The 23,829-nt window shown below is 48.2% G+C and carries 20 protein-coding genes; 13 read left to right on the forward strand and 7 right to left on the reverse strand.

The window, feature by feature from the left end; translation table 11 throughout:
• Positions 1-348: 348 nt before the first annotated feature.
• Entirely contained in the window at positions 349-1,905 is a 1,557-nt protein-coding gene (locus tag GMA8713_RS10680; RefSeq protein ID WP_062709114.1) for a SulP family inorganic anion transporter, read from the forward strand.
• Positions 1,906-1,950: 45 nt separating this feature from the next.
• On the opposite strand, the gene GMA8713_RS10685 is transcribed toward GMA8713_RS10680, so the two are convergent.
• The 3 genes from GMA8713_RS10685 to GMA8713_RS10695 form a co-directional block, all read right to left on the reverse strand.
• Entirely contained in the window at positions 1,951-2,640 is a 690-nt protein-coding gene (locus GMA8713_RS10685) for a helix-turn-helix transcriptional regulator (protein ID WP_002540124.1), read from the reverse strand.
• A gap of 9 nt (positions 2,641-2,649) precedes the next feature.
• Entirely contained in the window at positions 2,650-2,970 is a 321-nt protein-coding gene (locus GMA8713_RS10690; RefSeq protein WP_002540125.1) for an antibiotic biosynthesis monooxygenase family protein, read from the reverse strand.
• Between the two features lie 132 nt (positions 2,971-3,102).
• Positions 3,103-3,798 carry a pirin family protein gene (locus GMA8713_RS10695; RefSeq protein ID WP_062709119.1) on the reverse strand — a complete coding sequence of 232 codons (696 nt, stop codon included), beginning with the start codon at positions 3,796-3,798 and terminating at the stop codon, positions 3,103-3,105.
• A gap of 233 nt (positions 3,799-4,031) precedes the next feature.
• Between GMA8713_RS10695 and miaE the strand changes: the two genes are divergently transcribed.
• The 9 genes from miaE to GMA8713_RS10740 all read left to right on the forward strand — a co-directional run bounded on the left by miaE (position 4,032) and on the right by GMA8713_RS10740 (position 13,898).
• Entirely contained in the window at positions 4,032-4,811 is a 780-nt protein-coding gene (miaE, locus tag GMA8713_RS10700) for a tRNA isopentenyl-2-thiomethyl-A-37 hydroxylase MiaE (RefSeq protein ID WP_002540127.1), read from the forward strand.
• Positions 4,812-4,923: 112 nt separating this feature from the next.
• On the forward strand, positions 4,924-5,664 hold the full coding sequence (locus tag GMA8713_RS10705) for a sporulation protein (RefSeq protein WP_062709123.1): 741 nt from the start codon (positions 4,924-4,926) through the stop codon (positions 5,662-5,664).
• Positions 5,665-6,006: 342 nt separating this feature from the next.
• Entirely contained in the window at positions 6,007-7,089 is a 1,083-nt protein-coding gene (locus tag GMA8713_RS10710) for a TRAP transporter substrate-binding protein (protein ID WP_002540130.1), read from the forward strand.
• 63 nt (positions 7,090-7,152) lie between these two features.
• Complete coding sequence (locus tag GMA8713_RS10715; RefSeq protein WP_062709127.1) at positions 7,153-7,674, forward strand: TRAP transporter small permease subunit; 522 nt, start codon at positions 7,153-7,155, stop codon at positions 7,672-7,674.
• A gap of 4 nt (positions 7,675-7,678) precedes the next feature.
• Positions 7,679-8,971 carry a TRAP transporter large permease gene (locus GMA8713_RS10720; RefSeq protein WP_062709130.1) on the forward strand — a complete coding sequence of 431 codons (1,293 nt, stop codon included), beginning with the start codon at positions 7,679-7,681 and terminating at the stop codon, positions 8,969-8,971.
• A 338-nt stretch (positions 8,972-9,309) separates the two neighbouring features.
• The gene (locus GMA8713_RS10725) at positions 9,310-10,686 is read left to right on the forward strand and encodes a cache domain-containing protein (RefSeq protein ID WP_062709133.1); all 1,377 of its coding nucleotides are present in this window, start codon (positions 9,310-9,312) and stop codon (positions 10,684-10,686) included.
• Positions 10,679-11,317, forward strand: coding sequence for a response regulator transcription factor (locus GMA8713_RS10730; RefSeq protein WP_002540135.1), 639 nt, complete (start codon positions 10,679-10,681; stop codon positions 11,315-11,317). Before GMA8713_RS10725 ends, GMA8713_RS10730 begins: the two co-directional genes overlap by 8 nt.
• Positions 11,318-11,465: 148 nt before the next feature.
• Positions 11,466-12,260, forward strand: a complete 795-nt coding sequence (locus GMA8713_RS10735; RefSeq protein ID WP_062709136.1) for an enoyl-CoA hydratase — start codon at positions 11,466-11,468, stop codon at positions 12,258-12,260.
• Between the two features lie 9 nt (positions 12,261-12,269).
• Positions 12,270-13,898, forward strand: a complete 1,629-nt coding sequence (locus GMA8713_RS10740; protein WP_062709138.1) for an acyl-CoA synthetase — start codon at positions 12,270-12,272, stop codon at positions 13,896-13,898.
• A gap of 66 nt (positions 13,899-13,964) precedes the next feature.
• Here the strand turns inward: GMA8713_RS10740 and GMA8713_RS10745 are convergent, their stop codons facing one another.
• From GMA8713_RS10745 to GMA8713_RS10755, 3 genes are read right to left on the reverse strand one after another with little or no spacing between them, the layout of a single operon-like run.
• Complete coding sequence (locus GMA8713_RS10745) at positions 13,965-15,476, reverse strand: CoA-acylating methylmalonate-semialdehyde dehydrogenase (RefSeq protein ID WP_062709141.1); 1,512 nt, start codon at positions 15,474-15,476, stop codon at positions 13,965-13,967.
• 22 nt (positions 15,477-15,498) lie between these two features.
• The gene (gene iolE, locus GMA8713_RS10750; protein WP_062709143.1) at positions 15,499-16,389 is read right to left on the reverse strand and encodes a myo-inosose-2 dehydratase; all 891 of its coding nucleotides are present in this window, start codon (positions 16,387-16,389) and stop codon (positions 15,499-15,501) included.
• A gap of 10 nt (positions 16,390-16,399) precedes the next feature.
• Complete coding sequence (locus GMA8713_RS10755) at positions 16,400-18,343, reverse strand: bifunctional 5-dehydro-2-deoxygluconokinase/5-dehydro-2-deoxyphosphogluconate aldolase (protein WP_062709147.1); 1,944 nt, start codon at positions 18,341-18,343, stop codon at positions 16,400-16,402.
• A gap of 230 nt (positions 18,344-18,573) precedes the next feature.
• Between GMA8713_RS10755 and GMA8713_RS10760 the strand changes: the two genes are divergently transcribed.
• From GMA8713_RS10760 to GMA8713_RS10770, 3 genes are all read left to right on the forward strand, one after another.
• Positions 18,574-18,786 carry a hypothetical protein gene (locus GMA8713_RS10760; RefSeq protein WP_062709150.1) on the forward strand — a complete coding sequence of 71 codons (213 nt, stop codon included), beginning with the start codon at positions 18,574-18,576 and terminating at the stop codon, positions 18,784-18,786.
• Positions 18,787-18,948: 162 nt separating this feature from the next.
• On the forward strand, positions 18,949-19,419 hold the full coding sequence (locus tag GMA8713_RS10765) for a DM13 domain-containing protein (protein WP_062709253.1): 471 nt from the start codon (positions 18,949-18,951) through the stop codon (positions 19,417-19,419).
• 189 nt (positions 19,420-19,608) lie between these two features.
• Positions 19,609-20,508, forward strand: coding sequence for a patatin-like phospholipase family protein (locus GMA8713_RS10770; RefSeq protein WP_062709153.1), 900 nt, complete (start codon positions 19,609-19,611; stop codon positions 20,506-20,508).
• Between the two features lie 107 nt (positions 20,509-20,615).
• On the opposite strand, the gene GMA8713_RS10775 is transcribed toward GMA8713_RS10770, so the two are convergent.
• Positions 20,616-23,360, reverse strand: a complete 2,745-nt coding sequence (locus GMA8713_RS10775) for an SMI1/KNR4 family protein (protein ID WP_062709157.1) — start codon at positions 23,358-23,360, stop codon at positions 20,616-20,618.
• Positions 23,361-23,829: the final 469 nt, after the last annotated feature.

Raw genomic sequence — 23,829 nt, forward strand, 5'->3', positions numbered from 1 at the left:
GGGTTCTGCCCTAAGCGTTTTATGCTTTGTTGAGGTGTATTTGCTTAGAATGACTAGGCGGCACACACCTCGCCGCGCCTAAAACGCTTAGGGCTAGAACAAAATCCAACCACCAAAGGTCAACAGCCCCTAGGTCTTATTCATCAAACTGCCATCGCTTTGATGTTTAATCAGTTTGGCTAATTGCAGCACGTCTTTTTTGTTATAACCCGCTGTTCTGCCTAGACGTAACCTGCTTTTAAGTTTCACAAATACGTTACCAAGATTGAACAAAATCACACTTTTAGGTAGTATCGCCGTCTTTGTCGAATTGCCAACAACCCACTTTTAGAGAAGTAACCGAACAAGATGTTTGAATTCCCCAAGTTTCCTAAACACTCGGCCAAGAACGACATTCTGTCGGGTCTGACTGTTGCACTCGCTCTGGTACCAGAAGCCGTTGCGTTTGCTTTCGTTGCAGGCGTTGACCCAATGGTTGGCCTGTATGCTGCGTTCATCATGGGTCTACTGACTTCTATCCTTGGCGGTCGCCCTGGTATGATTTCTGGTGCGACTGGCGCAATGGCTGTGGTCATGGTCAGCCTGGTCGCAGAACACGGTATTCAATATCTTTTTGCGGCAATCATGCTGGCGGGTACGCTTCAAATTCTGGCGGGTGTATTTAAGCTCGGTAAATTTATCCGCATGGTGCCACACCCGGTAATGATTGGTTTCGTTAACGGTCTGGCTATCGTCATCTTCCTTGCTCAACTTGGTCAATTCCAAGTGCCTGGCCTGAACGGTGAAATGGAATGGCTGCAAGGCGAGCAACTGTATCTGATGCTTGGCTTGGTGGCGATTACCATGGCTATCATCCATTTCCTGCCCAAGATCACCACCGCAGTACCTTCTTCTCTGGTTGCGATTGTGTCTGTGACAGCGGCGGTTGTCCTGCTGGATCTGGATACCCGCACTGTTGTCGACTTCCTGCGCTCAATGAGTGGTGACGAGAACGCAACGCTTGCTGGCTCACTGCCGACTTTCGCTTTCCCAACTGTTCCATTCAATCTGGAAACGCTATACATCATCCTGCCATACTCTTTGATTCTGGCAGCTGTTGGTCTGATTGAATCTCTGTTGACCCTAACCGTCGTTGACGAGATGACCGGCACCCGCGGCCGCGGTAACCGCGAATGTGTAGGCCAGGGTGTCGCGAACGTAACCTGTTCCGTATTCGGTGCGATGGGCGGCTGTGCGATGATTGGTCAGTCGATGATCAACGTTAACTCTGGTGGCCGTGGCCGTCTGTCTGGCATCGTTGCCGCACTGGCCCTGCTCTGTTTCATCCTGTTCACCTCTTCGCTGATTGAGATGATCCCACTGGCAGCGCTGGTTGGTGTGATGTTCATGGTGGTTATCGGCACATTTGAATGGGCAACGTTCAAGCTGGCCAGCCGTGTACCAAAACGCGACTTTTTCGTTATCGTGCTGGTGACTGTTGTTACCGTTATGACTGACCTGGCGATTGCGGTTATCGTTGGTGTGATTGTGTCGGCGCTGATGTTTGCATGGGAACATGCTAAACACATTTACGCATCAAGCCATATCAACGAGGAAGGCTCAAAAGTCTACGAAGTGAATGGTCCATTGTTCTTTGGCTCAGTGGCTAACTTCCTTGAACTATTTGATGCTCAGAACGACCCACAAGACGTGATTGTCGATTTTGGTAAATCCCGTGTGGCTGACCACTCAGCCATCGAAGCGATTGAAACGCTGGCTGAGCGATACAGCAAAGCGGGTAAGACGCTCCACCTTCGTCATCTGTCACAAGACTGTTTGGCGCTGCTGACTAAAGCGGGCAGCCTGGTTGAAATTAACCACATCGAAGACCCAAGCTACAAGGTTGCAACCGACGTTCTGGCGTGATGAATTTCAATGATGAAGAAGCGGGCTGAATGGCCCGCTTTTTTATTACCTATTCTCTTCTTCGCAGAGCGATAGATAATGTTGGAAAGACTTTAACTCACCGGCTTCAAAATGCTCTTTGAGGGCTTCCATACGCTCAATACGATCAACGCGAAAGCTTCGATAATCATCCCGTAGCTCACACCATGCCACCAGCGTCCAGACTTTGCCCCAAAATACCTGACCTAGAGGGTGAACAATCCGCTCGGAGTATATTCCTTCGCCAGTTTTATATTTGATGCGGACTTTTTGTTTTTCTGTCGTCGCTGCGCGCAAGCTTTCTCGCCATACGGTGCATTCTGATTCAATGTAAAAGTCAGGCACCGCAAGAGGCAAAGCGTCAATCTGGGCTTTAAGGTGTTCTGGCAGTATGGACTGGATTTTTCTTGAGGCAGATTCAGAAGCAGCCGCCAAACTCTTATCTGACCATGCTCGTACCATTTGCATGCCAAGTTCCAATGCGACGATTTCTTCTTCAGTAAACATTAGCGGTGGAAGGTGAGAGCCTTTGCCTAACAGGTAACCAATCCCTGCTTCGCCTTCAATGGGAACACCGGACAATTGCAGGGATTGGATATCACGGTAAATCGTGCGCTCACTGACCTTCAGCTCTTCCGACAACGACTTGGCCGTCACCGCGTAACGTTTACTACGCAGCAGTGTTAAAAGCTCAAACAAGCGCTCCGATTTACTCATTCACTCTTCCTAAGCTGTTTCAGTCATACAAGGACTCATTTTAATTTGCTCGTGGGCCATCACTAGCGTTGAAGCATCAATATAAGACACCATCTTCTGAGCACCTTCATCCTTCATGAAGTTGTCTGACGCTGCCTTAGCATCAGCGAGTGTCGCCCAGTAAACAATGTCTGTCCATTCTTGTGTCTGCTCATTAAGACTCAGCGAACGGTAAAGATAGCCTTCACATCCTTTAATAAAGGGAATAGTGCCTTCTGCTGCCTCAACAAATGCCTTCATATCCGCGCCGTCTTTCAGTTTGAATCTTACGGTTTCTACAATGTTATCCATGGTGTTATCTCCTTTCGTGTGGGGTTGAGAAGAGATTACTGACACCTACTGACAGATCGTGTCAGGAGCGTTTCCCAGAAACAAAAAAAGGTCAGCTTTTGGCTGACCTTCTATTTCAAGAGCTTAAACACATTACGTCAAATCGAAGACCAAAGCAGTGACGCTTTCTGAGCCGTTATTTTTCAGCAAGAGTTGGGAGAGCCCGCTAACTTTTGCACCGTCGCCACCTGTGAGAGTATCGTCATTCACTGACAACTCACCTGCTACGACATGCAAATACACATTGCTGCCCATTTCCGGGGTGAAAGTTTCCGAACTACCGTTTTCCAAGATTAACTGTAGTAATCGGGCATCTTGTTTAATGTGCAATGTGCCATCGCGGCCATCAGGCGTTGCTATTTCAGTGAAGCCCAATGCTTTACCAAAGTCCTTCTGCTGATAACCTGGTGCTCCACCCTTCTCATTAGGCTGAATCCAAATTTGCAGGAAGCGAAGGTCACTGTCGGAAGAGCCATTATACTCGCTGTGGTAAATCCCCTTCCCTGCAGACATCAATTGAAATTCGCCCGCTGGCAGAGACTTGATATTCCCTTCACTGTCTTTATGCTCAATCACACCGTCCAGAACATAACTTATGATCTCCATATCACGGTGACCGTGAGTATCAAACCCAGCCGATGGTTTCACCACATCATCGTTAATCACACGAAGCGCCGAGAAACCCATTTGCTCTGGGTCATGATAATGACCAAAAGAGAAGGTGTGGCGACTGTCCAGCCAACCAAAGCTTGCACGGCCACGTTTCTCAGATTTACGGATATCAATCATTTCGACCTCCTTTTGCGCTTAACTTATTGCTTTAAAGGTTAAGCAATCCCAATCTTGAATAAAACCAGAGAGATTTGAGTTTGATGTTCAACTTTTTCGAACATCAAAAAGGAACAACAAAGGGCATGGCGCCAGTCAACTCGCCTGAAAGTAGACCCTCAATGCGAGCATATTCAGGTCGTTTGGGTATATAATTGCCGTCTTCAAAGCACTAAAAAGACCAAAGAAAATCGATGTCGCTAAGCCCAGAATTAGAAAGTTTGCTCGAGCCAGTGCGCGGGTTTCTGCACTGCGAAACGCCACAGACGTGGATTGATGAAGCCATTAAGCCTGAAAACGAAACCATACTTCTGCGTGATCACGCTAACTGCGAATTAAAAGCCAGCCAAACCGCAATGTGGCTTATCCGCAAGTACGCCATTGACGCGTCCAGCGGCGAGCTACTTTTGGAGTGGGCAAAACCCTATGAAGATTTCGTTTACCGTGGCATGCGTGATGGGATTTTCCACGCTAAAAAGAATGGGCTGAGCGCTCCACTAAAACCCAAGGAAGGTTTCGAACACGGCCCAGATTTAATCGACAAAATGGTTCGACTGATTAAAGAAGAATTCCATCATTTCGAGCAGGTCATCGAAATCATGGAAAAACGTGATATGCCATACAGCCCGCTCAATGCCGGCCGCTACGCACGAGGATTGATGTCAATTGTCCGTACGCATGAGCCAGCGATGCTTATCGACAAGCTGATTATTGGCGCTTACATCGAAGCTCGCTCATGTGAGCGCTTTGCCAAAGTCGCACCGTACTTGGATGAAGAACTGCGTAAGTTTTATATCTCTCTGCTGCGGTCAGAAGCACGCCACTATCAGGATTATTTGAAACTGGCGGCAGCCATTGCCGGCGGAGATATTTCCGACCGCGTCAAAGCGATTGGTGAGAAAGAAGCCGAACTCATCCAAACACCAGATGATATGTTCCGTTTCCACAGTGGCGTGCCGTCACTCGCCGCATAACTCGACAAAGTCAGGGCCTTCTCCCCTGACTTTTTCTTTATACTGTCTGTGACTTGCACCGACAGCCAATGTTCGGTAAACAGGGAATGACACTGAACAATCAAGGATTACTATGTTCAAGAAACTTAAAGCTTCTTTAGGTATTGGCGCAACCAAAGTCGATACCATCCTTCACAATGAATCTGTTTACCAAGGCGAAACCCTGCGCGGAACCGTTCATATCAAGGGCGGAGATGTCGAGCAAGAGATTGACTCCATCACACTGAAACTCTGCACTGAAGTCAAAGTTGAGTCTGACTCTGGTGTGGGTTATCAGGTCTTTGTCCTTGGTCATATTCAGGCAAATGATCCTTTCACCATTCAACCGGGTGAAGAAAAAGAAGTGCCGTTCGAACTGAAGCTGCATGCCGAAACGCCAATTACGTCGGTTAATGCAAAACTCAACCAGAGCCATGTCTGGGTAGAGACTGTTCTGGACATCGATTTCGCCATCGACCCAACTGACCGAGATTATCTGGAAGTTCGCCCACTGCCTGCAGTACAACGTGTGCTTTCCGCCATTGAACGTGAAGGCTTTGCCTTGGTGAAGGCAGATGTAGAGAAAGGACATTTGCGTGGCAATGGCTTTGCCTCTGTTTCTGGCTGTTATCAAGAGCTTGAATTCAAAAACAGCGGCATGTTCAACAAGAAGGAAATCGAGCTTTCTTTCATCTTGGATGGTTCGGTTATCCACTGCCTTGCCGAGATTGACCGTTCATTCGGCCGCGGTGATACCTATCGCTCGTTCACCATTTCCCGTGATGCGTCAGAAGGTGAAGTATCACAAGCGTTGGCATCCGTTTTAAATGTTTAAAACGTCACTTTGAACAAACCAAGAGAACCTGACAAACAGGTTCTCTTTCTCCCTTCCTGCGGCCAAACCTTACCGTGGTCACAAATTGGCAACAACATCTCTTGCATCATCCTTTGGTCAGAAATACGTAAAACTTTTTGCTCCCCCTTTGAACAACATTCAACTTGCGTTCCTTTTTATTCAATAAGTTAACGAGCACCTCATAAGAAGAAGTACGTAGTAAGTAACTAGGTAGTGATCTTGTCGGCTTTTACGAGTACTTGCGCGGTAATACGAATTTTTTGTTATCGAGTTGTTATTCATCGTGTCGTTGGAATTTCTATAGCAATAAGGAAATGCGACATGAAACCTCTACATTCAAAAACTGAAAAAGTACTGGCAGCATTTGCATGTATTTGCCTCTCTGCCGTCCTCAGTTTTTCTGCCTTTGCCGCGGAGAAAACCTACCGACTGACATTAGCCGAAACCTGGGGACCTAACTTCCCCATTTTCGGTGATGCTACAAAGAATATGGCTGCCATGGCGGAGAAAATGTCCAATGGACGTCTTAAGATCCGCATCGACTCATCTAATAAGCACAAATCTCCATTCGGTGTCTTCGACATGGTGAAGTCAGGCCAATATGACATGGGACACTCAGCCTCGTATTACTGGAAAGGCAAAGTGCCAAACACGCTGTTCTTCACCACCATGCCATTCGGTATGGTCGCTTCTGAACAGTATGGTTGGTTCTATCATGGAGACGGCATGGCACTGATGGAAGAAGTCTATGCCCCACACAATCTTCTTTCCTTCCCCGGCGGTAATACCGGCGTTCAAATGGGTGGCTGGTTCCAAAAAGAAATCAACTCAGTGGATGACCTGGAAGGCCTTAAGATGCGTATTCCCGGCTTTGCTGGTGAAGTATTGGCTGAGTTAGGTGCTAGCCCGACAAACATCGCCCCCGGTGAGCTTTATACCGCTCTGGAAAGACGCACTATTGATGCGTTGGAATGGGTAGGCCCAGGGCTGGATTTACGTATGGGCTTTCACAAAATTGCTCCTTACTACTACACAGGCTGGCATGAGCCCGCGACTGAACTGCAATTTCTCGTCAACAAGCGCACCTGGGAGCGCCTTCCTGAAGATCTGCAGGAAATCCTTCGCGTAGCCATGCGCACTGCGGCTTACGACATGTATATCCAAAACGCGCATGCCAGCGCAGAAGCGTGGGAAGAAATGACCGCCGAATATCCAGATATTCAGGTTAAACAGTTTCCTGATGATGTGATTAATGCCCTGCGCTCTGCCAACACCAAATTACTGGCGAACTACGCCGACAAAGATGCGCAAGCGAAAAAGATCCTCGACTCCCAACAGGCCTACCTGGACAAAATACGCCGTTGGACCTCCATTTCTGAGGAAGCTTATCTTCAAGGCCAATAGAAGGCATGAAGTTGTTTTTCGCCGGGATATCCCACCCGGCGCTTTTTTGTTCATGGAGTGAACATGTATACGCTGTTATTACTTGAGCGATCCATAAATAGAATCGCTGATGTACTGGGCTGGATAGCCAGTACCCTTTTCCTGCTGCTCGTAATCAACGTGTTTTACAACGTGGTGATGAGGTACGTCTTCAATCAAGTATCAATTGGTTCCCAAGAACTTGAATGGCATCTGTTTTCCGCTGTGTTTTTACTGGGTATCCCCTACGCCCTGAAAACGGGAGGACATGTCCGTATTGACGTATTTTACGAGCGCTGGCCACAGAAAATTCAGGCGGTCATCGACTTGCTTGGTTGCCTTATCTTGCTGTTACCTTTCAGCTTTCTGATTTTTTATTTTGGTCTCGACTTTACCCAAGAAGCCTACCAATTAGGTGAAAGCAGTGGCGACCCCGGTGGCTTACCGCATCGGTGGGTCATCAAAGGGATGATCCCTGTCTCTTTCCTTTTTCTGTTTTTGATTGGCATATCAAAGTCTTTAAATGCCATTCAACGCTTGATGTCCAACGACCAAATAAAGGAGTAACACCATGATTGGTATCGTAATGTTCGTGGTTGCTCTCTTTGCGCTGCTACTTGGCTTTCCTGTCGCATTCACGTTTGGTGGTATTGCGCTGATATTCGGTATTTGGGCCGAAGGCGTCGAGATGTTTGCCTTCATGCCGTTTCGCATTATGAGTGTGATGGAAAACACTGTGTTGATGGCTGTGCCCTTATTTGTATTCATGGGGCTGGTGTTACAAAAGACCCGATTGGCAGAGCAGTTGTTAGAAGCGATGGCTCGCCTGTTTGGCGGTGTCAGAGGCGGATTGGCCATTTCAACTGTATTGGTTGGCTGTCTGCTGGCGGCCTCCACTGGTGTTGTGGGCGCCTCTGTCGTGGCAATGGGGCTGATTTCCCTGCCAGTGATGCTGAAGTATCAATATGCAAAGTCACTGGCCTGCGGCACCATTTGCGCGTCAGGTACGCTGGGACAAATCATTCCTCCTTCCATCATCCTGATTTTACTCGGTGATGTACTCGGCATTCCCGTGGGCGATCTGTTTCAAGCTGCTGTTTTACCGGGGCTGATATTGGTTGGTGCCTATATCGCTTACATCCTGATTTATGCCTTTCTTAATCCACAAGCCGCCAGGGCAATGACACGCCTGCCCGATCAGGATAGAACCGCAGAAATCATCGATGCACTGAAAGCCATTATCCCGCCCCTCGCGCTCATCATTGTGGTGTTGGGTTCCATTTTCGCGGGTATTGCAACCCCTACAGAATCTGCCGTTTTAGGTGGTGTTGGCGCTATCGTATTGGCATTGGTTTACGGGCAGTTTTCAGTCCGCCTGATGTTTGAAAGTGCGGTAGAAACCGTCAAAGTTACCGCGATGGTGTTTGGTATTTTGGTTGGCGCGACCGCCTTCTCAATGGCATTTACCTATACAGGTGGCGATTATCTGGTTGAAGAATGGCTGACAGCATTGCCGGGCGATAAATGGGGCTTTCTGATCCTGACCATGCTCGTTGTGCTACTGCTGGGCTTTTTTATCGACTTTGTGGAGATCTGCTTCATCATTGTGCCGATATTAGCGCCAGTCGCTCAACTGATTGGTATTGATATGGTTTGGTTCGCCATCCTGATTGCGATGAATTTACAGTCCTCTTTCTTAACGCCGCCGTTTGGTTTCAGTCTGTTTTACCTCAAAGGCGTCGCCCCACCCTCTATCACCACTGGAGACATTTACCGGGGTGTTTTGCCGTTTATCGCCATTCAGGTTGCGGTGCTGCTCAGTATTCTGATCTTCCCGGCTTTCTATGGCCTTGGCGGAAATTAGGGTCTGTTGACCTTTGGTGATGATTTTTGCAGCAGTTTGTGGGGATTTTATGCAAGGCAGAGGCTTCGATGTGTAGCTAGCCTACATGAGAAGCTGATAACGCAGCAGAAATTCTCCACAAACGCTGCCCGAAGGGTTCTGCCCTAAGCGTTTTATGCTTTGTTGAGGTGTATTTGCTTAGAATGACTAGGCGGCACACACCTCGCCGCGCCTAAAACGCTTATAGCTAGAACAAAATTTAACCACCAAAGGTCAATAGACCCTAAGACCATTTTCGGCAAAAACGCGTTAAGCGATTAATATTACAAAGACCTTTGCATTTTATAGGAGAGAGGGACATGTCACTTAAATTGAAGATCATTTTGATGACAGTGATCCCTCTCGTGGTTATCAGCTACGTCATCGGCTGGATAACCATTAACCAGTCCCAATCCCTCGGCGTAAAGGAAATCTCCACCTTCCGCGAGAGTATGCTCACGACCAAAGAGCAAGCACTGGAAGACTACGTTCACCTTGCTATCCAGAGCATCGATTATCTGTACGATGACACATCAAGAAACGAGTCCGAGCTTAAACACCAGGCCTTGGAAGTACTCCGTCAGCTTCGCTACGGCAATGATGGCTATTTCTTTGTTTATGACGAAGCGGGCTTTAACCTCGCTCACCCCATCATGCCAGAGTTGGAAGGCCAGAATCTTATCAATCTAAAAGATTCTAATGGCAATTTCCTGATCCAGAATCTGCTTGCTTCAGCCAAGGCGGGAGACGGCTTTCATCAATATTTATGGCATAAACCCTCTACCAATGAAGTCGTCCCAAAGCTGAGCTATGCCATATGGCTACCCAAGTGGAAATGGATGGTAGGTACTGGGCTTTACATTGAAGATATTGGCGAGCAGATCGAAGGGGTCAAACAGGATGTTCAAACCAGCATTAATCATACCTACATTGCCATATTGGTTATTCTGGTTTCCAGTGTGCTCATCATGGTGGTGATTGCGCTGGCAGTTAATTTACACGAGCACCGAATCGCTGATGAAAGGCTACGTGAGTTGGCGTTTCGCAATGTGATGCTGCAAGAAGACGAGAAAAAGTACATTTCCCGTGAACTACATGACTGTGTGAACCAGTTACTGGTCTCCGCAAAATGCCATATTGAGTTGCTGTCAAAAGAGCTACGCCAGAACGGAAGTACCACTGCCGGAGAACACCTTCAGAAAGGTGAATCCTCTCTGGTAAAGGCGATTAAAGAGGTACGAAACATTTCGCGTAACCTTCGCCCTTCCGCGTTAGACGATATTGGCCTTAATGCTGCGCTTGAATTGCTAGCATCAGACTTTGCTACTTCACAGAACATTCAAATCGACACCCATTTGGATGATTTTGATGACAAACTGCTTCCGGAAGTCACCACCACCTTGTACCGGGTGGTGCAGGAGTCCTTGGTGAATATTGAAAAGCACAGCCAATGCAGAAACGTCGACATAATCTTGTCAAAGTTGGGGGAAAGATTGCAGTTAATCATTCGCGATGATGGCAAAGGCTTTAACGTTTCCGAAGCGCTCAAAGGTCGGGGGATCGGGTTAAGAAATATGCGGGAGCGCATCGAATTTATCGGTGGTGACTTTGAAATCAGCGCAGAGAAAGAGCGGGGAACGGAAGTGAGTATTCTGTTGGAACTCAGCACCATAATCATGGAGAGAAATCATGGATGACATTCGTGTATTGCTGGTCGATGATCACCGTGCCGTTCTGGAAGGGTTTGTTGCCCGCATCGAAAATGAACCTGGCGTTGCTGTCGCAGGTACAGCGGTAAACGGTGTAGAGGCGCTTGAGAAAGCCAAAGTTTTAAAACCTGACGTGGTATTGATGGACATCAGTATGCCAGTGCTCAACGGTATCGAAACCACCAAACTATTCAGTCAAAACCACCCCGAGACCAAAATACTCATTTTGACCATGCATGATAACCGTGAGTACATTCAGAAAGTGATGGAGTCCGGCGCTTCTGGCTACATCCTCAAAGATGTCTCGCTGGAAGAAATGATCAATGCGATTAAAACCGTTAATGACGGCGCCAGTTACTTTTGCCAAAGCTCTAGTAAGGCGCTTTTTGATATGGTCAAAGAGTCCCGAAAATCCGAGAACAAAAAGAACATACTCAGCCAACGCGAAACAACCGTGCTTGCTCTTGTTGCAAAGGGCTTGAGCAGCAAGAAAATCGCACAGCAATTAGATATCAGCGTGCGCACCGTGGAAACCCATCGCCAGAACATCAAGCATAAGCTGAACGTCTCCTCTACCGCTGAAATGGTCGACTATGCACTAAGGAACAATCTTACTTAGTCACCCAACTCTCTTTGTTGTCGGCTCTTATCAACGTTATGCGTCTTTCAATATTGAGTTTCCGACAAGTCTTACTTCTAACCTTTCATCACCTGACGTTGTGTTCTGTACTGACCTTTTAGCTAATAGCCAAGGATAGGAACCACCAATGACATCGCAGATAGAAAAAGAGCTCAGTAGCAATGGCGTATTGCGATTAACCTTGAATAACCCCCAGCGGCGCAACGCTCTCTCTGAGGCTATGATTGGAGCGCTTCACCAAGCCATCACTGACGCTTCTATTTCATCCGATGTAAAAGTGGTTGTTCTATCTGGTAATGGCCCTGCATTCAGCGCTGGACATGATCTCAAAGAGATAACTGCTGCCCGAAATAGTGACGATAAAGGCCGTGCCTTTTTCACCTCTCTCATGAGCCAATGTGCCGCGATGATGACTGCCATTGTGAACTGCCCTAAACCTGTGATCGCAGAAATCGACGGCATTGCCACCGCAGCGGGTTGTCAGTTGGTGGCCAGTTGTGACCTCGCCTATGCCTCTGACACGTCTCGTTTTGCCACACCGGGCGTGAATATTGGTCTTTTCTGTTCTACCCCGATGGTTGCTCTTTCCAGAAACGTTTCGAGCAAGCATGCCATGGAAATGCTGCTCACCGGGGACATGCTTTCTGCCGCTGATGCAGAGCGAATGGGGCTGATTAATCGCGTCACTGAAAGCGCTTCTTTAAAAGCACTGACACAGGAAGTGGCGGATAAGATCGCAGCCAAATCCTCTCTGACACTGGCTATCGGAAAAGAAGCGTTTTACCGCCAGCAGGAAATGAATCTAAAAGAAGCTTATGCCTACGCCAGCGAAGTCATGGTAAACAATATGCTGACGGAAGACGGTGAAGAAGGGATCAGCGCCTTCGTTGAAAAACGTCCTCCTGTCTGGCGAAATCAGTGAGGTTCAGCGATGTCGAATCTTTATAACATTGGACTGGACCGTAACCCTGCAAACTACCAACCACTGACGCCCCTTGGCTTTCTCGAGCGCACAGCATCAAACTATCCAGACTCGCTTGCCATTGTTCATGGCGACCTGAGAATTACATATCAAACCTTCTATGACCGAAGCCGTCAGTTAGCGTCGCAGCTGGCCAATCTCGGCCTTGGTCGGGGTGACACAGTTTCTGCTATGTTAGCCAACACGCCCGCCATGCTGGAATGCCATTATGGCGTGCCTATGGCGGGCTCAGTTTTACATTCCATCAATACCCGCTTAGAAGCTGCCACCATCGCCTATCAACTTGATCATGCAGAGGCCAAAGTGCTGATCGTTGATCAGGGGTTTTTACCCGTTGCAGAGGATGCGCTCGAACTGGCAGAGCGTTCGCCAATCGTCATTGTTTACTGTGACCCCGTATGGATTGAGGAGACTAAAGAAACACCCAACTCAACCTATCAGGACTACGAAACCTTTATCAGTCAGGGCGACAAATCCTTTCGCTGGTTGATGCCAGAAGATGAATGGGATGCCATTTCCATGAACTACACGTCCGGTACAACGGGCAACCCGAAGGGTGTGGTGTGTCATCACCGCGGCGCTTACCTTCTGGCTCTAGGGAATGTGTTCACTGCGGAGATGCCCAAGTATTCGACGTATCTCTGGACACTTCCGATGTTTCACTGCAATGGCTGGTGCTTCCCTTGGACGATGTCTGCCATCTGCGGCACACACGTTTGTCTTAGACAGGTTCGCGCAGAGCCAATCTGGCATGCACTAACCGAGCATAAAGTCACTCACCTTTCTGGCGCGCCGATCGTCATGGATATTATTCTGTCTGACCAAACCCAGCCACTCTCTGACAAAGTGGCGTTTTTCACCGCTGCCGCGCCTCCCCCGGAGAGCACACTCGCGAAGATGCAGCAGGCAGGTTTTGAAGTCACTCATCTCTATGGTTTGGCAGAAGTGTATGGCCCTGCTGTCGTGAATGAATGGCATGATGAGTGGGATGACCTGCCGATTCAGGATCAAGCCAAACTCAAAGCACGGCAAGGGGTTCGATATCTACCGCTCGAGGCCTTGGATGTGATGAATCCAGAGACCATGGAGCCCGTCCCTGCAGACGGAAAGACCATTGGTGAAGTCATGTTCCGCGGCAATGTGGTGATGAAGGGATATTTCAAGAACCTGACCGCCACTGAGTCTGCATTTGCAGGGGGATGGTTCCACTCCGGTGACTTAGCGGTGAAATACCCAGATGGCTACATTCAGCTTAAGGACCGCTCCAAAGACATCATTATCTCAGGTGGAGAAAACATCTCATCCATCGAAATTGAAGATGTTCTCTACAAACATCCTGCCGTTGCAGTTGCTGCTGTGGTTGCCTGCCCTAATGAAAAATGGGGGGAAGTCCCCTATGCATTTATTGAGTGTAGAGAAGGCCAGGAAGCTTCAGAGCTAGAACTAAAAGCCTGGTGCAGTAAACATATGGCTGCGTTCAAAGTTCCAAAGCATTTTGCCTTCACCACGATTCCGAGAACACCCACGGGAAAAATCCAGAAGTTCCAATTGCGAGAGCAGGTGAAAGCGCAGAAATAACGTGCACTGGTTATACCTGTGAGCAATAAAAAAGCCGCAAATTGCGACCTTTTCCGTTTACATTGTTTACCCCATGGTTGGCATGGTGAAGTGACTATCGTGGGTTTCGAGTCGCACACTGGCTGGCCAGCGGGTAGTGACCGTTTTCATTCGGGTGTAGAAGCGAACGCCATCGTTACCATGCACATTCAGTGGCCCGAAGATAGAACGTTTCCAGCCGCCAAAGCTGTGGAACGCCATTGGGACAGGAATGGGTACATTGACACCTACCATGCCTGCCAACACATCTTCACTGAACTGGCGGGCAGTCTCACCATCCCGGGTGAAGATAGCAGAGCCATTGCCATACTCATGGCGGTTAATCAGTTCTAATGCCGTTTGATAATCCGGCACACGCACCAAAGACAGCACTGGCCCAAAGATTTCATCCTGATAGATAGTCATATCAGGTGTCACGTCATCAAACAGTGTAGGACCCACAAAGTAGCCATTGTCATGCCCTTCCACCTGACAACCACGGCCATCAACCACCAATTTCGCACCCTGCTCGACACCCGCGTCAATGTAGCCGACAATTTTGTCGCGATGTTGTGCGGAAATAACTGGTCCCATGTCGTTTTCCGGGCCGTCAACAATACCCGGGCCAACGCGCATTTTATTGATGCTTTCTGACAGTGAGGCTAACAACTTATCTGCGGTTTCATCGCCTACAGCGACGACAACAGACAGCGCCATGCAGCGCTCACCCGCGGCACCAAAGCCTGCCCCCATGATGGCACCGCTTGCCATTTCAAGGTCAGCGTCAGGCATCAAAATACAATGATTTTTCGCACCGCCGAGCGCCTGACAGCGTTTTCCATGCGCGGATGCCGTGGAGTAGATGTATTCCGCAATAGGTGTTGAACCGACAAAGCTCACCGCTTGAACGCGAGGGTCTGTCAGCAATACATCTACCGCTTCTTTGTCACCATTGACCACGTTGAAAACACCGTCTGGCAATCCGGCTTCTTTAAGTAATTCCGCCAGCATCAAACCCAGTGATGGATCCTTCTCGGAAGGCTTCAGAACAAAGGAATTACCGGTAGCAAGGGCAATCGGGAACATCCACATTGGTACCATCGCGGGGAAGTTAAATGGGGTTATCCCGGCACACACGCCAAGCGGCTGCATGATGGAGTGACTATCAACCCCAGAGCCCACATTCGCCGAGCTCTCCCCTTTTTGTAGATGAGGAATGCCGCAAGCAAATTCAACGACTTCCAATCCGCGGGTCAACTCGCCGACGGCATCAGAGTAGACTTTACCGTGTTCGTTGCTGATAAGGCGAGCCAGTTTGTCCTGATTCGCTTCAAGCAGCGCTTTGAATTTGAACATCACACGGGCACGGCGTAATGGTGGTGTTTTCTTCCATGCAGGAAAAGCCGCATGCGCAGCAGCCACGGCCGCCTCTACTTCTTCTGCTTTGCTCAATACCACCTTACGGGTCTGCTCGCCAGTCGCCGGGTTGAATACTGCGCCAAATCGTTCAGTACTGCTTTCTGCGATTTGTCCGTTAATAAAGTTATGAACTGTTTCCATGTCTTGGGTCTCCATGTCTCAATCACATCAATCCGGCATTTCGCGCAAAGGACGCCAAATTGTTATATCCAAGTGTTGCGTATGTCAGTGGGTGCGCAATCGAAGGGTCCTGCTCTGCTTCCACCACCAGCCAACCTGAGTAATCTGCCTGTTTCAGCACATCCATCACCGCCGCATAGTCAATACAACCATCGCCCGGTACGGTAAACACGCCATTCAACACAGCGTCCAAAAAGCTCAGGCGACGGTTTTTGGCATCGTCCAACATTGATTGGCGAATATCTTTGCAGTGCACATGATTGATTCTGCCGGCGTGACGTTTCGCTACCGCAAGAGGATCGCCGCCTGCAAAATGCAGATGACCCGTATCGAGCAACAAACCTACTTCTGGTCCTGTTTCCGCCATTAGACGATCCACATCCGCCTCGCTCTCTATAACCGTGCCCATATGGTGGTGATAGGCAATCTGTACACCCTGGGATAGAGTGAACTTCGCCAATTCCGTGAGCTTTTGTCCGTATTCCTGCCAGCGTTTCTCGGGGAAAGCCGGGCGTATTACGACGGGCATGTTTTGTTTCCCGTGGACACAACCCGTCACTTCTGCAAACACCATGACTTTCGCCCCGAGTGTTTTCAGTAGATTCAGGTGCGGTTGCATCGTTTCAATTTCCTGCTCGACACTGCGGCTCAGCAGCTCACCGGAATGCCAGCCGGAAACCAGCTTCAGGTCGTGTTTTGCCAGAATCGGCCCTAACACGTCGGGGTTACGTGGAAATTTGTTTCCAAGCTCAAACCCTGTAAAGCCGGCCTGTCTGCCCTCAGAAAGGCATATCTCTAAAGGCGTTTCAGCCCCCAGAGAAGGCAAATCATCATTGGTCCAGGTCAGTGGGTTAATCCCTAATTCAACAGCCATGATTGTCTCCTTACTCTCCGCGTTGACGCCAGGTTTCAATCAACCCGAGATAATTCGCCTTCACGGCAGCAACTAACCCTTGGTTATCCAACTCGCCGCGCATCCATTGACGGCTTGGCTCTCCAAAGATGGTACGGCCGACTGCAAATCCCCTTACGGTTTTCGATACTGAAGAGGCTGCAAATCCTTCCTTTAACTCTTCGGCTGGTGCATCCAAGCCCAACAGCACAACACCACGACAATGCGCGTCACGCTGTTCAATCAGTTCATCAACTGCTCGCCAGCCTTGCTTAGTCAGGGGGGGCAATTTCCACCAATCCGGTTTAATGTCCAAGTTGTAGAAACGGGTCATCGCACGCAAGTAAAGAAAATCAGCTTCTGTCGCAGAGCTCACCTCGAAATCCCTTGGCAGAATCACTTCCACCAACAGCTCGTTACCCGCAGCGCAACAGGCTTTATAGACTTCATGGAGCATGTTTTCCTGCTCCAATTGCAACCCTCTGGTGTCATCAGGGTGGTAGAAAACAAGGCATTTAACGACTTGTTCTTTTGGCCAACTCGCGAGTTGGGTTCCGATGTTCCCGTGCTCGAGGCGCAGAGGGCGCGAGCCCGGCAGTTCGATAGGTCGACCGACCCACCAACGTTCATCGACATGGTCACCAAACCCTGTTGCGGCATTCAGTACTTCCATGCCGAAAGTGGAATCGCAAAGGATACCCGCTTTCCCTTTCAAGCCAGATTCCTGCGCGACTTCCTGCGCGGCCTGCCAAATTAGAGTTTTGAGATAAGGGATATGTGCGACATCTACCCCTGCTTCCTGAGCCATTTCGACAAACTGGGAGCGATGGTCGAAGGCCAGCACACACAAATCACTCCAAGCCAGCTCCCGGGTAGTTACGCGATGGAGGTGATTAAGCATGCCATCTTTATCCGGACGTGGGATCTCATGCTCGTGTTGAAGGTAGTAGTCCAGCTCTTCTTTGGTAGGCATCGCAGGAGAGCATCCATGGCGTGAAACCACTAACGCCCCGCAGGCGTTAGCATAGCGGCAGCACTGCTCCCAGGATTCATCATTCAGGTAGCCGCGAAGCAGCCCAGACATAAAGGCATCACCCGCCCCAAGTACATTTAGTACTTCTACACGCACGCCCTGCACCGTTATACCATCATCAAGCACACTGCCAATTTCGTCAGTGAATACGCTGCAGCCCAGTGGTCCTCGTTTACACACCAAGGCAGCATCAGTGAAAGCTCGCACAGACTTGAGTGCTTCGACGGAGTCTTCGGCTCCCCCAGCAATATGGAACTCTTCTTCGGTACCAACAATAAGGTCAAACAGGCCAAGTACTTCCTGAAGCTGGCGTGTCACTTCGTCCGATTCGATGTAGCGGGTTTCGCCATCTCCCAGCGAAGTCAGCCCCCAAAGCACAGGTCGGTAGTCCACATCCAATGCGGTACGAACGCCATGCTTACGGGCATAGTTCAGCGCTGTGATCACGGCGTCACGGGAGCTAGGGTTGGAAAGGTGTGTGCCGGTAATCGCCAAACACTTAGCCGAAGCAATGTAATCTTCGTTGATGTCTTCGGGCGTAATGGCTTTGTCAGCACAGTTGTCTCGGTAGAAAATCAGCGGGAAGGTTTCTTCATCTTTGATGCCTAGCAACACAAGTGCTGTCAGCCTTTCTTTGTCGATGATGATGTTGCTGGTATCGACGCCAACCCGTTCTAGTTCTTCGGTCACAAAGCGTCCCATGTGCTCGTCGCCCACACGAGCCAACATACCGGATTTAAGACCCTGCCTTGCAGTACCGTGAGCAACATTGCCCGATGAGCCACCCAGATACTTGGCAAAGGTTCGCATATCTTCAAGACGCGAACCGACCTGCTCTCCATACAAATCAACGGCGACACGCCCAAGGCAAATCACGTCCAATGTTTTTTCTACCGTCGTCATTCCCGACTCCTGTCAGATTTCCCATCCTGTTCAGTGTGGCTGAACCTAAAAAATACACTTCATTAAACCACACAATGAAATGTACGTTTCATTTTATACTAAGATCGAAACGACCAGATCGCAACTAATGAAACAAACATTTCATGCGTTTTTTCACTGGTTGGATCATCCTTAAGATCACCCTCTAGACGACTGCACTATCAGAGGGGCCAGACCTTATTTCTCTGGTGATGGCGACCCTGCTGAGCAGACGCACCTGGATGCATGGCTTCATCATCTTTGGTGATTACTGTCACCATTGCGAAGACTGCGCGGATGAAATGAGCAAGTGGCTGATGGAAGGCAAAATACAGTACAAAGAACAAATTGCTGACGGCTTGGTTGCTTTGCCGGACGCCTTTATAGGTCAGTTGGAGGGCAAGAACTCCACAAGTTCGTGGTAAAAATTGCCGAGAAAACAGATGACTAATTCTTCGCTCCACAATTGAGAAGAACCTGAAAAAGCCCCCATGATGATCTCTACACGGGCTTTTTATCACTTCACCAGCGAAAGCAACGTGTTAGGTTACAATGTAGTTAAGAATCAATCTCACGCAGGGGATGCAATGAAAAACGGGATCGTTTTACTTTTCACTCATGGCTTTGCCATCGCTATCGGTTTTGCTGCTGGTCTTTACGCACTACCCATTCTTGTTGCACCGGAAGGCCCTTCTGTCGAAGTGATCGAATCCACTGCATCTAATGCGAGTTATACCGGAGAGTTCCGTAAAGACCTGAAAGACAGCGATACTTTCCACTGGGGTGAAGGAAAAGTCTCTATTAGCCCAGAAGCCATTTCACTGATGGGTGAACTAGCACCCGGCCCTGATTACAAGCTCTATCTTTCCCCTGAATTTGTCGAAACAGAAGCCGATTTTAACCGCCTGAAACCGCAGATGCAGCAAGTTGGTGATGTAAAAACCTTCGACAACTTCTTGGTAGAAGTCCCCGGTGATATTGACCCTTCACAGTTCAATACCGTGATTGTTTGGTGTGAATCTTTCGGCGAGTTCATTACTGCAGCACGCTATGAATAACTGACCGGTATTAGGCGAGACAAAATGCTTCGCCTGTATTCCCTTCTGATAATCCCAAAGCCTTTCCTTTTTGCTATACCTCTGATAATAAGCAGCCGCTATCGATAAAATAGTTATTAACGATTTCAGATAGCAGTTCAAAAACCTTAACCTGACACCAATACCAACGGAGCACAAGAGATTAGAAAGATGTCAGGTAAGAAAGCACTGGTCGTTGAAGGTGGAGCAATGCGCGGTATTTTCGCGGCCGGTGTGTTGGATGCTTTTTTGGAGGTTAATTATAATCCTTTTGATTTCGCCATTGGCGTATCCGCAGGAGCTTCCAATTTATTGGGTTATCTTGCCCAGCAGCCAAACCGCAGCTATCAGGTGATCACTGGGTTGGCGACTGACAGTGCTTTCTTTAACCCTACGCGTTTTGTCCGCGGCGGTAATCTGGTTGATGTTCAGTGGTTGGAGCAAGAATCTCTGCGCCGCTTCCCTCTCGACACAGACACTCTGTTCAACAACATTCCTTTGCTGGCAGCCGTCACCAATGTGGATACTGGCGATGCAGACTATTACTGGGTTAACCCAGATAATATGTCTAAGGTGATTGAAGCGACCACAGCTTTACCGATCGCCTACCGCCCAACGCCGTGTTTCTCTGGCGGCTGTTACACCGATGGCGGCGTAGCGGATTCCATTCCTGTTGCGGAAGCCTACCGACGCGGCGCACGGGAAATCACCGTTATCCTTTCGCAGCCTGGCGACTATGAAATGTCTCCAATGAAAATGCCAAAGCTAATGGATCAACTGCTAAAGAAGTACCCTCACGTTGCGGATGCGATGCGTAAACGTGCAGAGCGTTATAATGCCTCGCTGGCGTTTATTAAGAATCCGCCAAAGGATTGCGTGGTGAATGTGATTGCGCCACCAGACACCTTCCCTGTTGGTCGCTTTACCATGAAAAAATCCAAATTAGATGAAGGCTATGGCATGGGTATTCAAGCGGGTCAGGCATACATGTTCAATATGTACAAAGACGTGTTAAAGCAGCAAGTGCTGGAAGAAGGGTCGACCAGAAAGGTTCGGGATTTGGTGGTTTGAGCAACATTCATTAGCAACTAACCTGTATCGGTTTAGACAAAAGCGAATTCGCAATTATCACCTTAGGCGTTCGTTTCGAGAAGTCTTTCTGGCGCATGGATAAAAAGTTACTTTGGCATACGCGTCGGCAATTTGAATTCTATATCTCTCCAGAGACCTGCTTCCTCACCATCTTCTGTTCGATTAAGAGGTGGATTGGATAAACAGTGCGTTTCGATGACCTTTAAAATCGAATCCACATAATTAGTATCAAGATCGCTTTTCTTGAGGCTTTCATAGATATCTATCCATGTATTGAAGTGTATATAGACCAGAGGTTGCCAGAGCGCGCAAAGCAGCAAGTATTCTCTGTGTGTTAGTCGATTTGCCAGATACGCCATGCGCGCATGCGCTAGGTCAATCATAGAGTCTGTGAGTGTATGATCAGCCAGTTGCTCACGCTCCAGAGCATAATCGAAATTTGTCGATGCAAGAGAATTAAGAGTACGGCGAAATTCTGGTGAAAATTGCAAATCGATAGCAATTCTATCTGCATCATCGAGTCTAGCCAGCGCCAATTTCTGATGCGCCCAATAGCAATTTATAACCACCTCAAGAAACGAATTCAGAAATGAAGAGGTATCTGGGAAATCAAGCTCTTGGACAAGAAACCCTGATAATAAACCTCTAAACTTCACCGCTTCTTCTGGAGGGTTTTCAAAGCTGAATTGAGACCGGAACCCTTGAGTCCGAGTGATGTACTCAAAACCGAGTTCACCGTACAGACCCAGAAGTAATGGGCCGGAGTATAGGTTAGCCCAGCAAAGTGGCCAAATTTCTCTAGGTGATTCAATATTGTCGTCATAGCAAATTGCCCCAGAGAGCATTGTCCACGCTGGTGCGGAAGTGCCAAAGCAAGAGTTGTAGGTGAGGCGCCCCTTCCAATTGGTAACCCAGTCCGTAATTCTGGTGGAAAGTTCTGGGTTTTGTTCTTCATTTGCCAACGCATATCTGTGTAAATTGAATATCGCCGCGAGGTCTAGCAACTCATCATTAACTCGCGACTGTCCGAATACTGTCAAAAGGTACTGTACGATATCGAGGTTACCTGTGCTAGCCGCATGCACAACCGAATCTATGGGGATCTCTTTCCCGACTGAGCATAAATGATTAACTAAAGTTTCGATGTAGTATTTATTGCAACCGCATGAAATCATTGAACTTAGCACATCGAAAAGATCATGTGAGCCTATGAGCAGTGCTTTAAAGGCGTTAGGCTTGTCGTTCAACGCGCAATAAAGAAGAGGGGTTGTGTTATGCGCCCAGCTTGAGACGAACCGGTACTTATGACAGTCAACGCTTTGGGCAGTGAGTGCTTCGATGATTTCGACATTGTCCGTAACCAACGCTTCAAGCAGCGCGAAGTATCCGCTCGTAGGGCGATCTCGAATACGCTTGTTTTTCAAATCGGCCTGCCAGTTCGGCTTTGCGGAAGTTATAACCTCCTTGAGACCTGCCATAAACCTTTCTAGCTGCGGGTTACCTGGTCCTCCCACTGACTTATAAGACATGACAGAGTCGTAATCCGACTGATACAACTTTATCTTTCTCTCTGCCACCTGAATAAGGTGTTCGATTTGCTGAATGCTCAAGTCAGAACTATCAGCCCAATCTTTGTTGAGGTTGTCAAATAGGAGGTTGAGCAGAGTAATATCTGTCACTGGCATGCTCAAAAATTCAAGTAACGTTTTGTAGTCAAAACTTGGAGAAGTTTTTATTATATCTTCGATGATGATTGCGTCAGATTTCTTCGCAAGGGCAATACGTGCCAACCTTGGAGAACTGAATGATCTCTGCCTTAGCACTTGGAACACCGTGCCTTTATCGTTCAAAAGCGCAAATTCAACTGGCAGGATATTTCTCTGTAATGGGCGAGATAAATCACACCCGGCTGCTTCAAGCTGATTCAAAAGGTGAATATCTTCTGCAAGTATTGCTGCCTCAATAGAAAGAATTGGCAACCGCCAATCTTTTATTATCGTGCCTTGCTCGAGAGCTCCTCTCCAATCAAGCATATTGGCGATTTGTAGCATTTTAAACTTCGCGATAATCTCAGGGTTTTCAGTTTTTAATACTGCGTCATCAAGACCATCAGGTGGATCACTGTCTGTCCATCCATTTTTGCGTCGGTATTCAATCAAGGTGCTAGGTATTTCGTACACCAATCTATTTGACTCGTCCGGAGAATAGCTAGGGTATAAAAAGAGATGATCGAAGACTGAGCTCAACCCATCTTTAAAATCGAAGAAGTCGGCGTTAGGAACCCGATATTCCCATCCAGCGATTCCGCAATGAAAAGCTGAAGCCGTTTCATTGTTTTTAAAGTCAACAAAAAGTCTTTCAATATAGTCTTGTCCTGCCATTACGGGCAGTGAGGGAATAGAGTCTCCATCACTGTTTTGCCACTCATTTTCAATCCAACCGTAAAGATCTTTATATCCATTGTCTTTGGGCGCGCAGATATTATTGAGCCCTAAAGTCTCTACAAAACCGGAAAAATCAGCGAGGAGATTATATTCATGTTCTCCACCAAAGCATTGTTGCCAGAGTTTTAAAACACTTCGAGGAATTGGCTGGCCGCATGCAGACTCAACAGCGTCTATTTCTGCTACGGTGATAGGTTCACGCGCTCTGAATATAGCTTTATTTCGATAGAAAACCACGCCTTGAGCGGCCAATTCAGCGCGTTCGCTGTCTGTAAATTCGCCCATACTAGCCATCTTTTTTTCAGGAGCTATTTCAATTTCTTTGACGTAAGAACCGGCTCTAGTTTTAGCCAGAGCCTGCAACAATCTCCCAAAGAGGCCTTTCACAACTTCATCTCCTTGCTACTTGCCCTTTCTTCCCTGTACATGGTTGGATTTCAGCCTCACAAAAAATTTGAAAGATATGCCATCGCGATAGTACACAGTAACGTGAGAAGTACAGGTTTCAAAAGTAAGAAGGAAACTCAGTCTGTTTTGTACCTCCTATTCAATCGTCAAACCGAAACCAACCAACAAAAGGAATGAATGCTGGCAAACAGAGAACCGTTGTTATGTAGCGAACGACGTAGAATGAAAACTGGGAATAAACACAACTAAGTACCCCTACCAGCTTTATGCCCCCAAAATTCCCTTGCCCACCCGTCTCTATTTCTGTAGTTTAAATATTCATCACCAAAAAAGAGTCACTTATGATTTTCCAGTCTCTACCACTCTGGCTACTTCTTCTTATGCCCTTCAGTCGGTAGAGTGACTCGTTTCCGGCTGTGAGTAGAACAGCCGGATGTCTTCTTCTCAC

Origin of the sequence: Grimontia marina, assembly GCF_900060185.1 — a bacterium.
GTDB classification, from domain to species: domain Bacteria; phylum Pseudomonadota; class Gammaproteobacteria; order Enterobacterales; family Vibrionaceae; genus Enterovibrio; species Enterovibrio marinus.